Here is a 12,602-nt window from a genome sequence, read left to right on the forward strand (position 1 = left end):
ATGAAACACGTAAATAATGCTTGCAACGTAAGCGCAGGGGTCTTACCAAGCGCGCTCTTGGCCCAAGGGGGCAATTTTTGCCCAACAGGCTGTCTACTGGTTTGGGGGTACGTCAATGAACGCACTTGCTCAACTGGGGATGGTCTCGGAACACCCGAGCAATAACCAGGCATTTTCTGTTCCGGTCTCGTCTGCTGACGAAGAGCGTAAAGATTACTTCGTCGAAAAGAATGGCGAGAAGTTTGCAGGTACTCACCTGCTTGTCGATATGTGGGGCGCCACAAATCTGGATGATCCAGAAAAAATCGACGCAACACTGTGCGAAGCAGCGCGTGCTGCCGGGGCCACAATCCTGCACAGTCATTTCCATCATTTTTCACCCAATGGGGGTGTTTCTGGCGTGGTGGTGCTGGCTGAAAGCCATATTTCCATTCACACATGGCCAGAACGCGACTTTGCTGCGGTGGACATCTTTATGTGTGGTGCGTGTGATCCACACCTGTCCATTCCTGTTATGCAGCGTCTTTTTCAGGCCAAACGGCTTGAAGTGGATGAAGAACGCCGCGGCCGTGTAGTTGCCTAAAGGCTGTTTTTCTTAAAGTTGTAAACTCTGTTTGACGGTCGTGCTGATACAGTTCTGGAAAAGGGCGGTGTCAGCACGGCCCGTCTGCGTATGTGGAAGATAAAGCTGGTATGGCAGAAACATGGATTGAAGAAACCCTGTACGATAACTGGGGGCAGCGGTTCCGTGTGGTAAAGGAACTGGCGCGCACGCGTAGCCCGTTTCAGGATATTGTTGTTTTTGAAAGTGACTCCCACGGTCGTGTGCTCATGCTGGATGGCGTGGTGCAGATTACCGAGAAGGATGAATTTGTTTATCAGGAAATGCTCACGCATGTTCCGCTGTTTACACATGCCAACCCGAAAAATGTGCTGATTATTGGCGCAGGGGATGGTGGTGTTCTGCGCCGCGTTCTGGAACATCCCGGCATCGAAAAAGCCGTGATGGTGGAAATTGATGGTGCTGTAATAGAACTTTCAAAACAGCATCTTCCTTCTATCGCCGGTGATGCATGGAACAACCCACGCGCGGAAGTGATTGTGGGGGATGGGATAGATTACGTTGCGCGCGCGGCGGATGCCTCGTTTGACGTGATTATTGTTGATAGCACAGACCCGATAGGGGTGGGCGAAGTGCTGTTTACAGATTCCTTTTACGAACACTGCGCACGTATCCTGACCGCTGAAGGGCTGATTGTGAACCAGTGTGGCGTGCCCTTTATGCAGGCGGATGAACTGCATGAAACCAGCGTGCGACGTGCCAAATTCTTTCCGCATGTGTCTGCCTATGTGGCCGCTGTGCCAACCTATGTAGGTGGGTTCATGACACTAGGGATCGCCAGTAAGGGTAGCAACCTGCAAGCGCAGGATGTGGAACAGGTGCGAGCCCGTGCGCAGGAAGCTGGTATTTTGGGGAAAACCCAGTACTGGACGCCTGAAATTCACGTAGGGTCTTTTAATCTGCCACCGTATATTGCCAAGCATCTGCCCAAGGTTGCTGGCTAATTGTCGCGCCAGGAACCGTGATTGACTTGAAAGCGAAATGATGTCACGGTTCCTGAACGCAGAGGGAGAGACTGGCCTAGCCAGCGCCGAAGGAGCAACCGCCCCGGAAACTCTCAGGCAGAAGGACCCTGCGTTTTAAAACTTCTGGAGAGAGGTGCAATCGCACCCGCCGACGGGATAGCGATCTCAGGCAAAAGCACAGAAGGGGCAGCGGATTGTGTAATCCGGAGCCTCGTGTTGTGCTGATGTGTCTGTCAGATTGCAGTGGGTTCCGGCCTTTTTGGCAAGGCGGCGTGCATGGGCACCGATACTCTCCTTCATACTCCCCTCTATTCATTGCATGAAGAATCCGGCGGCAAGATGGTGCCGTTTGCGGGTTATGCCATGCCTTTGCAGTATGCAGATGGCATTATGGCCGAGCACCGGCATGTGCGTGAGCATGTTGGGCTGTTTGATGTCTCCCATATGGGGCAAGTGCTGCTGCGCCCGCGTTCGGGCGATGTAGATGATGCTGCTTTGGCGCTGGAAAAACTGGTGCCAGCAGATATCGCTGCCCTTAAGCATGGTCGCCAGCGTTATACCCAGTTCACCAATGCCAAAGGTGGTATTCTGGATGATCTGATGGTGGCGCGTCTGGAAGATGGCCTTCTGCTGGTGGTGAATGCCGCATGTAAGGAAGCAGATCTGGAACTTCTGCAATCTGAACTGGTGGCAGAATGTGTTGTAGAACTGCAGGAAGATCGGGCGCTGCTCGCCTTGCAGGGGCCAGAAGCCGAACAGACTTTGGCTGTGTTTGCCGATGATGTGCGCAAGATGGTGTTCATGGATGTGCGCACTCTGGATGTGGATGGCGCCCGCTGTGTGATTTCCCGTTCTGGCTATACGGGCGAAGATGGGTTTGAAATTTCTGTTTCCGCCAAGGATGCAGATCGGGTTGCCCGTAAACTGCTGGAACAGCCCAACGTAAAACTGATTGGCTTGGGTGCGCGAGACAGTCTGCGGCTTGAAGCCGGCATGTGCCTGTATGGTTCCGATATTGATACCACCACCACGCCGGTTGAAGCTGCACTTGAATGGTCTATCCAGAAATCTCGCCGCAACGGTGGCGCGCGTGCTGGTGGTTTCCCCGGTGCGGATATCATTCTTGGCCAGCTTGAAAATGGCGTAAGCCGCCGCCGCGTTGGCTTGCGGCCGGAGGGGCGTGCACCTGTGCGGCATGATGCGCCTTTATATGCAGATGCAGAATTTGCCACGCATATCGGCAAGGTTACCTCTGGCGCATTTGGCCCCACAGTGGGTGGGCCGGTAGCGATGGGCTACGTGGCGACCAATGACAGCCAGACAGGACACACCGTTTTTGCAGAATTACGTGGGCGTTCCGTGCCTTCCGTAATAAGTGCACTGCCTTTTGTGCCAGCGCATTTCAAACGCTAGGCCGTTGAGACACTGATTTAGCTTGACTGGAGAAATTGAGAAAATGACCCTGTATTTTACAAAAGAACATGAATGGTTGCGCGTTGATGGTGAAACGGCAACCGTTGGTATCACGCGCCATGCAGCCGATGAACTGGGTGAACTGGTGTTTATTGAAGCCCGCCCATCCGGCACGGAAGTGAAAGCCGGGGAATCCATCGCAGTTGTGGAATCTGTTAAGGCAGCTTCTGATATTTATGCGCCAGTTGATGGTGAAGTTTTGGAAAACAATGCTGCGCTGGCAGATGATCCGGCACGGGTAAGTTCTGACCCAGAAGGGGAAGGCTGGATTGTTAAATTCCGCGTTGCCAATCCGGATCAGCTTTCCGGTCTGATGGATGCCGCAGCATATGCAGCTTTTGTAGGCTGATTTCTGCCTGATTGGAAAAAATGGCCCGTTCCAGACGGGCCTTGTTCAGGAAAAATTTCTACATGTTCTCCCTTGCTCCCGGTTCGGATGCACGTTCCCAACACAGTCTTGAAGCTCTACCTGCTTTTGCTGCTCTAAAAGCTGAGGGCGAGGCGTTTGCTACGCGTCACATTGGCCCAACTGCAGCAGATCAGGCTGAAATGCTGCGAGTTGTTGGTGCGGTCTCCTTGGATGATCTGATAGATCAGACACTTCCGTCTTCCATTCGCGCACAGAAGCCCTTGGGGCTTGGTGCAGGATGGACGGAAACGCAGGTGCTTGCGCGTTTGCGTGAACTGGCCGGACAAAATCAGGTTATGACATCCCTGATCGGGCAAGGGTATTATGGTACGGTGCTGCCGGCTGTTATCCAGCGGAATATTCTGGAAAACCCGGCATGGTACACAGCTTACACGCCGTATCAGCCAGAAATCAGTCAGGGCCGTCTGGAAGCTCTGCTGAACTTCCAAACCATGATTACAGAGCTAACAGGGTTGGATATCGCCAACTCTTCTCTGTTGGATGAAGCCACGGCAGCGGCAGAGGCCATGGCATTGGCCCGCCGGGTGGCTACCTCCAAATCCAATGTGTTTTTTGTGGATGCAGAGTGTCTGCCGCAGACAATCGCGGTATTAAAAACCCGCGCAGAACCTATGGGCATTACGCTCCAGCTTGGTCGGCCCGAAACCGATCTGGATGCCCAAAACGTATTTGGGGCTATTTTCCAGTATCCCGGCACATCTGGCCAGATTACAAACCCGCAAAAACAGATTGAAAGCCTGCATGCTGCTGGGGCTATTGCGGTTATGGCGGCAGATCCGCTGGCTTTAACGCTGCTTGCCGCCCCAGGTGAACTGGGGGCGGATATTGCCATTGGTTCTACCCAGCGCTTTGGTATTCCCATGGGGTATGGTGGGCCGCATGCCGCTTATATGGCTGTGCGAGATGCCTATAAACGCAGCATGCCGGGGCGCTTGGTCGGTGTTTCAGTCGATAGTGCTGGGCGTCCGGCGTATCGTCTTGCCCTGCAAACCCGTGAACAGCATATTCGGCGCGAAAAGGCCACGTCCAACATTTGCACCGCGCAGGTGTTGCTGGCTGTTATTGCAGGTATGTATGCTGTCTATCATGGGCCAGAAGGTCTGAAGGCAATTGCACAGCGTATTCACGGTCTTGCTGCTACATTGGCCGCTGGTTTGCGGGCGCTGGGTGTAACCGTTGAAACAACCGCATTTTTTGACACGTTGACGGTAAATGTAGGTGAAGGTGCTGCTGATTTACTGGAACGTGCACGTTCTGCAGGCATGAACCTGCGGGATGCAGGGAACGGACGTATTGGCATCAGTCTGGATGAAACCAGCACCCCAGAAACCGTTTACGCTGTGTGGTCTGTTTTTTGTGCCGAGCACGGGCGTGTAGAAAAAATGGCACAGGCACTGGCTGCAGCTTCCATAGCATTGCCCGAGGATGTGCGCCGCCAGTCTGGTTTTATGGCACAGCCTGTGTTCCGTTCCTGCAGTTCAGAAACAGATATGCTGCGTTATCTGCGGCGCTTGTCAGACAAGGATCTGGCGCTGGACCGGACAATGATCCCGTTGGGGTCTTGCACCATGAAGCTGAATGCTACGGTGGAAATGCTGCCGATTACGTGGTCTGGTTTTTGTGACATTCATCCGTTTGCGCCAGCAGATCAAGCAAAAGGCTATCAGGTTCTTTTGCAGGATCTGGAAAAGTGGCTGTGTGCCATTAGCGGTTATGATGCGGTTTCTTTCCAGCCCAATTCTGGCGCGCAGGGTGAATATGCAGGCTTGCTTGTTATTCGCGCATATCATCAGGCGCGGGGGGAAGGGCATCGGACAGTTTGCCTGATCCCGGCTTCTGCACATGGCACCAACCCGGCTTCTGCCCAGATGGCAGGCATGAAAGTTGTGGTCGTAAAGTGCGATGCAGGCGGCAATATTGATCTGGGAGACATGCGTGAGAAAATAAAAACGCATGCGAATGATCTGGCCGCAGTGATGATTACCTATCCTTCCACTCACGGTGTGTTTGAAGAAAACATGCGTGAAATCTGCGATCTGGTACATGCAACCGGCGGGCAGGTGTATGTGGATGGTGCTAACATGAATGCTCAGGTGGGGCTGGCGCGCCCGGCTGATTATGGTGGGGATGTCAGCCACTTTAACCTGCATAAAACCTTCTGCATTCCGCATGGCGGCGGTGGTCCGGGTATGGGGCCAATTGGTGTGCGGGCGCATCTGGCACCTTATCTGCCCGGAAACCCGGCAGATGTAGATGTTTCCATGGCTGTAAGTGCAGCTCCTTTTGGGTCTGCTTCTATTCTACCGATCTCATGGGCCTATATTCGCCTGATGGGGGATGAAGGGCTTAAGCGGGCTACGCAGGTGGCTATTCTCAACGCCAATTATATTGTGAGCCGCCTGAAAGATGCTTACCCCGTGCTCTATCAGGGCGCACATGGGCGTGTTGCGCACGAATGTATTCTGGATTTGCGTCCAATAAAGAATGCAACCGGCGTAACCGTGGATGATATGTCCAAGCGTTTGGTTGACTATGGTTTTCATGCACCAACAGTGAGCTTTCCGGTGGCTGGTACTTTCATGATTGAGCCAACCGAATCTGAAGGGAAAGCAGAGCTCGATCGTTTTTGCGATGCCATGCTAGCTATGCGTGAAGAAATGCGTGCTGTTGAAAATGGTGAGGTGACGGCAGAAGATGCAGTGTTACGTCATGCACCTCATACAGGTCTTGAGCTAACAGCAACGGAATGGACGCATCCTTATACACGGCAGGAAGCATGCTTCCCCGGGAATGTGCAGCTAGCGACCAAATATTGGCCACCAGTAGGCCGAATTGACAACGTATATGGTGACAGAAACCTAGTTTGTTCTTGCCCGGACATTGCGGAATGGATGGAATAAATTAGACGTTTCTTCTTGCTATTAAAAAAGGGGAGCAGCCAATCTAGGTTGCTCCCCTTTTTTATGTCCTGCCCCAGTGGTTTCTGGGCATGGGCAAGGCAATAAAAAACGCCCGACAAAGCCGGGCGTTGAAAAGACTGCTTCGTGCAGAAACTAAACGTAGATTTTAGTTATTATCATCAAAGGCAATATTGGGATCTTCCTGACCAGCAGAGATCTGGCGAGGTGTTGCCGGGGCCTGAGCCAACTGCGTTGTCGTGCCTTTCTTGGCCCATGCCGTCATAACTTCCTGCTGCATGTTCCGTTCTGCACCAGGGTGGCGGGCGTAAATAAAGCCGTAGGTTGGATAGATGGATCCGAAACCACCAGAATGATTGTTCAGCGCCACACGAACAGCAGACCAATCATTGTTGGGGGAAACGTCAATCACGGCCACGTTGCGGCTAATGCCTGCCTGTGCCCAATGTGACTGATCAATCATAATGGTACGGTTATCTACAACATTGCGCACTACAGCAACGTGACCCAAGGGCATGCGGCGTGTTGCGCGGAAGTTCAGCACACTGCCAGCTTCTGGGGCATGGCCACGATCATAAACGCCGCTTGCATTATGCCACCAATCCCGCGCATTGCCGTGCAGCATGACTTCGGAAGCGGATTTGGCATAAGCAACGCACTGGATAACGTGCCCACCATGATACCCGGAATGATAACGCCCGGCAGCAGGGTGCCAACGGCCACCTGCATATCGGCCTGCAGCATGACCGGATGCAGAGAAGACAATTTTATGCACACCGGTATGATGGGAAGCTGCATGATAGGTGCGGGCAGATGCAGATGCAGTAAAAGCAGAAACGGACAGAAAAGATAAAACGGCCAGCTTCAGTTTGAGAATTCCGGACCGTCCGTGCCGCATTGTGCTTACCTTTCCTGATCGCATTTGCCGTGAGTTGGGGTACTGCAATGTTCGGGTTCAGGTATTAAACATCCATGCAGATCAGGCAAGCGTTCATTGCGCACCAAAATCGTTAAAGTTACTCTTTGCTTCATTAATGGGTATCAAAAAGAAAAATTAGGATTTTAATCCTAATGCGCGTCACGAATTCGCCTGATTCCGTTTCATTCTGGTCTTTGTTCAGGAGAACAGGGAACATGCGCCAGTTGATGATGATTCGGAGGGTTGTTGCATCAATGCCACGCTTCCTCACATCACCAACTGGCAAATATTAAGGCTTATTTTGTAGTGGTAACCATGATTTCCACAAGGATACGTGGGTCAGCCATCACAGCCTGAACGCAAGCGCGGGCAGGGGCCATGTTTTCTGGCAACCAGGCACTCCAGATTTTATTCAGCTTGTCACGGTCATTAATGTCTTTCACCCAGATCTGAGCCTGCAGAATACGGGTGTTATCTGTGCCGTGCTGTTCTAGCAGTGTGTCAATCTGTTCCAGCACGTCACGTGTCTGGCCTTCAACATCCTGATCCAGATTGCGGGCAACAACGCCCTGCGTGAAAATGAAGCCGTGGTATTCAACCGCAGCAGAAAGAATGGGGTTGGGGTTGGTGCGTAAAATTTTGCTCATGATGATACCTTGTTGAAAACAGACAAAACGACCGTTCAGTGAAAACTTGCGGTCTGTTTTGAATTGTCGGAGCGTGTGACCATCTGGTCAACTGTCAGGAAAAGTTATCTGACGATATATTGCCAGTCGTTCTGGGGTATCAAAATCAACCAGCTCGTCAGCATTGGCTGGAATAAGGCGTATATCAGCGTCCGGATTGCGCAAAATGGCACGTCCGCCCTGATCCCCTTTAATCTGAAGCAACTTGCTGAATTGTGATGGATTCCAGACAACAGGATTGCCCGCCTTACTGTTGCGTACAGGTGCCGTGGCGGCAGGGGTATAGTGATGCTGGGTTTCCATCAGTGTGTTCAGCAATGTTGTAGAAACCAGCGGCATATCGCCGAGACACATAAGCAGGCTTTGTGCATTTCCCGCTTGAGCAGCCCGAACACCTGCATGCAAGGAAGCGGAAAGGCCTGACTGTGCATTCAAAACAGTTTGTAACTGTAATCTTCCTGCTTTGAGAGCATGAAGGAAATATGAGCGGATAACCGCTTCCAGTTTTGGCTGCTCTGGTGGCAAAAGCGCCAGAACAGTTTCCACTTTGCTGTTAAGAATATTTTTGAGTGTCTGAACCACCATGGGTTGCCCCGCCGCGTCTGGAGCTAACAGCTTGTTGGCGGGAGCTGTGCGAGAAGAACGGCCCGCACATAGCACGCAGGCCCATGTTCCCGGCAGGAATGGAGGTGTTACCACCCGCGTATATCTGCCAAGGGAGCATGACGGCGGGTGGCAACAATTTCTGCCATAATGGAAAGGGCAATTTCTTCTGCCCCTATTGCCCCAATAGCCAAGCCAACCGGACCCCGTATGCGTTTAAGTTCTTGTTCGGTAAAGCCGAGAGTTTGCAAGCGTTGTAACCGGCTTGCCTGTGTTTTGCGTGATCCTAAAGCGCCAATATAAAAGGCTGGGCTTTTCAGGGCTGCTTCTAGTGTTGGGTCATCCAGTTTGGCATCATGTGTCAGGGTCACAATGGCGGTCATGGTATCAACCCCCAAGGCCTCCAGGGCTTCGTCCGGCCATTCTGTAATAAGAGTGGTGCCACTTTCCAAGCCCGGAAAACGGTCTGGTGTCGCCAATGCTTCCCGCGGGTCTATGACGATGGGAGAAAAGCCGGTTATCTGCGCCATGCGCGTCAGATACTGTGCAATATGTACCGCTCCCACAATCAGCAGGCGCGGAGGTGGAATAATGGGTTGCACAAACCATTTTTGCCCATCTGCTTCTTCTATAGTTGTGCAGCGCCCATCTTGTAGCTGGTGGAAGGCAGCTTCCTGCACAGATGGAGGAAGCCCTTCATGGGTATTTTGTTGGTGAGCTTGTACAAGCACATGCTGCTTACCATCCAGACTGCGCACGAGTACCGCAGCTTTGCGGGAAGCTTGAAGGTTACATATCTGTTCCAGCAAATGTAGGGGCCATGTACCCGTTGGGCAGGCAGGGCTTTGAATGGCCTCCACCATAACATCCAGTTTGCCACCGCATGCCAACCCTACTTCCCATGCTTTCGCACTGCTGACACCATAGGAAAGAACGGTTGGTGCTTGCCCATCCATAATGTCTTGGGCGTGCAGCATAACATCTGTTTCCACACAGCCGCCGCTTACGGAACCTTCCATAAGGCCATTTTTGCTCATGACCATATTGCTGCCTGCAGGACGGGGGGAACTGCCCCACGTGCCTGTTACGGTTGCGATGGCAACGGCCTGCCCCTGACGTGCCCAGAGTAGAGCGTGATCAAGAGGCGTAACAAGTTGGGAAAAGAGGGCTGGAACTGTCATGCCTCAATCCTATATCACTCAGCACGCAGACTGCACATCAGCAGCGCAGCAGCGCTGGTGGTTAAATGTCGCATAATACGGCATGCTGGCAGGCTGATAGAGTGATTTGAAAAGGATGTATTCCATGACGGAAGCAAGAGATGGCCTGGTAGTTTACGTTGTTGCAGATGGCGGCAAGGTGCGTTTTCTGCATGATGCAGAAGGCGAAATGCGCGATGTGCAGGATTTTGATACGCGTGGCCATGAAGGTACACCGGGTAAAATGCCTTCCGGTTCTACCCCGGCAGATGATGCAAAAGATGCTTTTGCCCGCGTTGTGGCAGACCGCATGAACAGCATGATTGCTCATGGCGGGAAGGTTGATGGTTTTGTGGTTGCTGCTCCGGCACCCATTATTCATGAAATCAAAACACATCTGAGCAAGCCCGCAACGGCCAAGATTATCAAAACATTCACCAAGGATCTTACCAATGTGCCGGCGCATGAACTGCGTAAGCACTTTGATATTCCGGAAACAGGCTGGGTGCTGCCTCAATAAGCAGAACACTTTGTTGTATAAAAAACTGCCAGACACTGGTTCTGGCAGTTTTTTTTTGTGTAAAACCCATCAAAGCATTGCTCAGATAATATAGAGAACAGGGAAATTAAGGCATGCAGGTCAATTACCCGGATATGCAACTGCGTATCGTGCCGGTTACGCCATTTCGGCAGAATTGCTCTGTTCTGTGGCATGAAAAAACACGTAAAGCCGTTATTGTAGATGCTGGTGGGGATGCGGATGTCCTGCTTGATTTCTTAAAAAAAAATATACTGGAAGTGGAAGCCATTCTGCTCACGCACGGTCATTTGGATCATGCCGGAGGGGTGGCGGCTTTGTGCCGTGGGCTGGAAAATACGCAGAAAACCTGGCCAGATGTTGTTGGACCAAATATTCATGATCAGTTTTTGCTCCAATCCATTGTAGAGCAAGCCCGTCATTTCGGGCTTTCGGATTTAGAAAATGCAGATGTTGACCGTTTTACCGAAGACGGTGAAAGTCTGAACTATCTCGGATGTACATTTCGTGTTGTGCATGTTCCGGGGCATACGCCCGGGCATGTTGTATTTGTGGATGAAAAGGCACGTTTTGCTTTTGTGGGGGATGTTCTTTTTAGAGGAACAATAGGTAGAACAGATTTTGCATACGGTAATAGCCAACAGCTTATTCAAGGCATAAAGGAAAAACTACTTCCTTTAGGGGATGACATTGTTATCGTGCCTGGGCATGGCGGGTTGACGACATTAGGGGCAGAACGTGCCAGTAATCCATTTCTGCAAAGATGATGGGACCAAGGAGAACAGATAAGGTGCTGACAAAAAAACTGTTGGGGCTGATGGCAGCCTGCATGATCGGCGGTGCCGCGGGTTCTCTATTACCTGCTTATGCAGAAGAAACGGGAGAGCCAACACAAGCGCAGGCTGAATTGCCGCGGGAAGAATTGGCTATAGTTTCCCCAAGTGGGCGGCATGTTTTTTCAGTTGAGTTGGCAAAAACCCCGCGTGAACAGCAGGTAGGGGAAATGTTTCGCCAGCATCTTCCAGAAAACTCCGGCATGCTGTTTGTGTGGAAAACACCACAGCAGAGTGACATGTGGATGGAAAATACACTGATTCCGCTGGATATTGTTTTTATAGATGCGGATCATCGTATTCAGGCCATTACAGAAAATGCAGTGCCACGTAGCTTGGCACGAATCAGCAGCCATGGTCCGGTAGCTGCTACGCTTGAGCTGGCAGGGGGCGTAACTGCCAAGTTTGGCATTACTGTAGGTGATAAGGTGGAAGCACCATCTTTAGGTAAAAAGCTTTAATCAGCAGCCACTTTTGCGGCTCAGATTTTTGCAGTCATCATGGGTAGGGCCACAGGGTTGCCCTGCGGCGTAGGGCAATAAATTTTGACACTTTTGGTAACTGGAGCCGCCGGTTTTGTAGGCTTCCATGTCACGCAGGCTCTTTTGGCGCGTGGCGAACAGGTGATTGGGATTGATAATCTGAATGGTTATTATAATCCCCAGCTCAAGCAGGCGCGTCTTGCCCTGCTTGAAGCACAGCCGCAGTTTTCTTTTTATCGTTGTGATCTGGGGCAACCAGAAAATTTGCAAGAGCTGCAGAAGAAAGCCCTCAATATAGAGGGTATCTTTCATTTTGCAGCGCAGGCAGGTGTGCGTTACTCGCTGAAAGACCCTTACATCTTTGCGGATTCCAATGTGCGTGGGCATGTGGCGATGTTGGAATTTGCGCGTGAACTGCCAAATTTAAAGCACTTTGTGTATGCGTCATCTTCTTCTGTATATGGGCGCAACCGCAAACTCCCATTTTCAGAAACAGATCCCGTAGATCATCCGGGATCTTTTTACGCAGTTACAAAACGCGCGGCTGAACTGGCGTCATCTGCCTATAGCCATCTGTATAATATTCCTCAGACAGGTTTACGGTTTTTTACTGTGTATGGTCCGTGGGGTAGGCCAGATATGGCCTATTACAGTTTTGCCCGCGCAATTACGGAAGGTCGGGATGTCACTCTTTATGAGGGCGCATCTTTAGCGCGGGATTTCACATATATTGATGATGTGGTTGCAGCTGTGCTGGCTGTGTACGAACAAGTGCCCCCTGCGACAGAGCCGCGCGTACTGAATATAGGGAACCATCGCCCGGAACCGGTGAAGTATTTGGTGGAATTGCTAGAGCAGGCTTTGGGCCGTAAAGCCGCAATTCGTTATCTACCGCGTCCGGAATCTGATGTGGAAAAGACATGGGCCGATATTA

Annotated in this window: 13 protein-coding genes and 1 riboswitch (1 of these 14 running past the window's edge); of the genes, 9 read left to right on the forward strand and 4 right to left on the reverse strand. The window is 51.6% G+C overall.

Annotated features, from left to right (window positions below):
* Positions 1-115: 115 nt before the first annotated feature.
* From speD to gcvP, 5 genes are all read left to right on the forward strand, one after another.
* The gene (gene speD / locus FCN51_RS20345) at positions 116-583 is read left to right on the forward strand and encodes an adenosylmethionine decarboxylase (RefSeq protein ID WP_014457515.1); all 468 of its coding nucleotides are present in this window, start codon (positions 116-118) and stop codon (positions 581-583) included.
* A gap of 110 nt (positions 584-693) precedes the next feature.
* The gene (gene speE, locus FCN51_RS20350) at positions 694-1,566 is read left to right on the forward strand and encodes a polyamine aminopropyltransferase (protein WP_014457514.1); all 873 of its coding nucleotides are present in this window, start codon (positions 694-696) and stop codon (positions 1,564-1,566) included.
* 52 nt (positions 1,567-1,618) lie between these two features.
* A riboswitch (glycine riboswitch) is annotated at positions 1,619-1,704 on the forward strand.
* 159 nt (positions 1,705-1,863) lie between these two features.
* A complete protein-coding gene (gene gcvT / locus FCN51_RS20355; protein ID WP_014457513.1) occupies positions 1,864-3,000 on the forward strand; it encodes a glycine cleavage system aminomethyltransferase GcvT in 1,137 nt (378 codons plus the stop codon).
* A 43-nt stretch (positions 3,001-3,043) separates the two neighbouring features.
* Complete coding sequence (gene gcvH, locus FCN51_RS20360) at positions 3,044-3,409, forward strand: glycine cleavage system protein GcvH (protein ID WP_003624219.1); 366 nt, start codon at positions 3,044-3,046, stop codon at positions 3,407-3,409.
* Between the two features lie 20 nt (positions 3,410-3,429).
* Positions 3,430-6,390, forward strand: coding sequence for an aminomethyl-transferring glycine dehydrogenase (gene gcvP / locus FCN51_RS20365; protein WP_201762553.1), 2,961 nt, complete (start codon positions 3,430-3,432; stop codon positions 6,388-6,390).
* 166 nt (positions 6,391-6,556) lie between these two features.
* Here the strand turns inward: gcvP and FCN51_RS20370 are convergent, their stop codons facing one another.
* From FCN51_RS20370 to FCN51_RS20385, 4 genes are all read right to left on the reverse strand, one after another.
* Positions 6,557-7,330, reverse strand: coding sequence for a CHAP domain-containing protein (locus tag FCN51_RS20370; RefSeq protein WP_014457511.1), 774 nt, complete (start codon positions 7,328-7,330; stop codon positions 6,557-6,559).
* Between the two features lie 293 nt (positions 7,331-7,623).
* Entirely contained in the window at positions 7,624-7,974 is a 351-nt protein-coding gene (locus FCN51_RS20375; protein WP_003624223.1) for a RidA family protein, read from the reverse strand.
* Positions 7,975-8,061: 87 nt separating this feature from the next.
* Positions 8,062-8,712: a nucleotidyltransferase family protein gene (locus tag FCN51_RS20380; RefSeq protein ID WP_160256702.1), complete on the reverse strand. Its 651-nt coding sequence runs from the start codon at positions 8,710-8,712 to the stop codon at positions 8,062-8,064.
* Positions 8,706-9,797, reverse strand: coding sequence for an XdhC family protein (locus tag FCN51_RS20385; protein ID WP_160256703.1), 1,092 nt, complete (start codon positions 9,795-9,797; stop codon positions 8,706-8,708). Before FCN51_RS20385 ends, FCN51_RS20380 begins: the two co-directional genes overlap by 7 nt.
* 115 nt (positions 9,798-9,912) lie before the next feature.
* Here FCN51_RS20385 and FCN51_RS20390 point away from each other — a divergent pair, with 115 nt between their 5' ends.
* From FCN51_RS20390 to FCN51_RS20405, 4 genes are all read left to right on the forward strand, one after another.
* Positions 9,913-10,335, forward strand: coding sequence for a host attachment protein (locus FCN51_RS20390; protein WP_003631043.1), 423 nt, complete (start codon positions 9,913-9,915; stop codon positions 10,333-10,335).
* A 113-nt stretch (positions 10,336-10,448) separates the two neighbouring features.
* Positions 10,449-11,120 carry an MBL fold metallo-hydrolase gene (locus FCN51_RS20395; protein WP_160256704.1) on the forward strand — a complete coding sequence of 224 codons (672 nt, stop codon included), beginning with the start codon at positions 10,449-10,451 and terminating at the stop codon, positions 11,118-11,120.
* Positions 11,117-11,647 carry a DUF192 domain-containing protein gene (locus FCN51_RS20400; protein ID WP_014457509.1) on the forward strand — a complete coding sequence of 177 codons (531 nt, stop codon included), beginning with the start codon at positions 11,117-11,119 and terminating at the stop codon, positions 11,645-11,647. Before FCN51_RS20395 ends, FCN51_RS20400 begins: the two co-directional genes overlap by 4 nt.
* 84 nt (positions 11,648-11,731) lie before the next feature.
* Positions 11,732-12,602 carry the 5' portion of an NAD-dependent epimerase/dehydratase family protein gene (locus tag FCN51_RS20405; protein WP_003624230.1) on the forward strand. 104 nt of this gene lie beyond the right edge of the window, so only the first 871 of its 975 coding nucleotides appear in the window; its start codon is at positions 11,732-11,734; the stop codon falls past the right edge of the window.

The sequence above is a fragment of the Acetobacter pasteurianus genome (genome assembly GCF_009914215.2).
In the GTDB taxonomy this organism is placed as follows: Bacteria; Pseudomonadota; Alphaproteobacteria; order Acetobacterales; family Acetobacteraceae; genus Acetobacter; species Acetobacter pasteurianus.

Excerpts from the sequence above, each read along its gene's own strand:
- speD (WP_014457515.1), top strand. The coding sequence starts at position 116 with ATGAACGCACTTGCTCAACTGGGGATGGTCTCGGAACACCCGAGCAAT.
- speE (WP_014457514.1), top strand. The coding sequence starts at position 694 with ATGGCAGAAACATGGATTGAAGAAACCCTGTACGATAACTGGGGGCAG.
- gcvT (WP_014457513.1), top strand. The coding sequence starts at position 1,864 with ATGGGCACCGATACTCTCCTTCATACTCCCCTCTATTCATTGCATGAA.
- gcvH (WP_003624219.1), top strand. The coding sequence starts at position 3,044 with ATGACCCTGTATTTTACAAAAGAACATGAATGGTTGCGCGTTGATGGT.
- gcvP (WP_201762553.1), top strand. The coding sequence starts at position 3,430 with ATGGCCCGTTCCAGACGGGCCTTGTTCAGGAAAAATTTCTACATGTTC.
- FCN51_RS20370 (WP_014457511.1), bottom strand. The coding sequence starts at position 7,330 with ATGCGATCAGGAAAGGTAAGCACAATGCGGCACGGACGGTCCGGAATT.
- FCN51_RS20375 (WP_003624223.1), bottom strand. The coding sequence starts at position 7,974 with ATGAGCAAAATTTTACGCACCAACCCCAACCCCATTCTTTCTGCTGCG.
- FCN51_RS20385 (WP_160256703.1), bottom strand. The coding sequence starts at position 9,797 with ATGACAGTTCCAGCCCTCTTTTCCCAACTTGTTACGCCTCTTGATCAC.
- FCN51_RS20390 (WP_003631043.1), top strand. The coding sequence starts at position 9,913 with ATGTATTCCATGACGGAAGCAAGAGATGGCCTGGTAGTTTACGTTGTT.
- FCN51_RS20395 (WP_160256704.1), top strand. The coding sequence starts at position 10,449 with ATGCAGGTCAATTACCCGGATATGCAACTGCGTATCGTGCCGGTTACG.
- FCN51_RS20400 (WP_014457509.1), top strand. The coding sequence starts at position 11,117 with ATGATGGGACCAAGGAGAACAGATAAGGTGCTGACAAAAAAACTGTTG.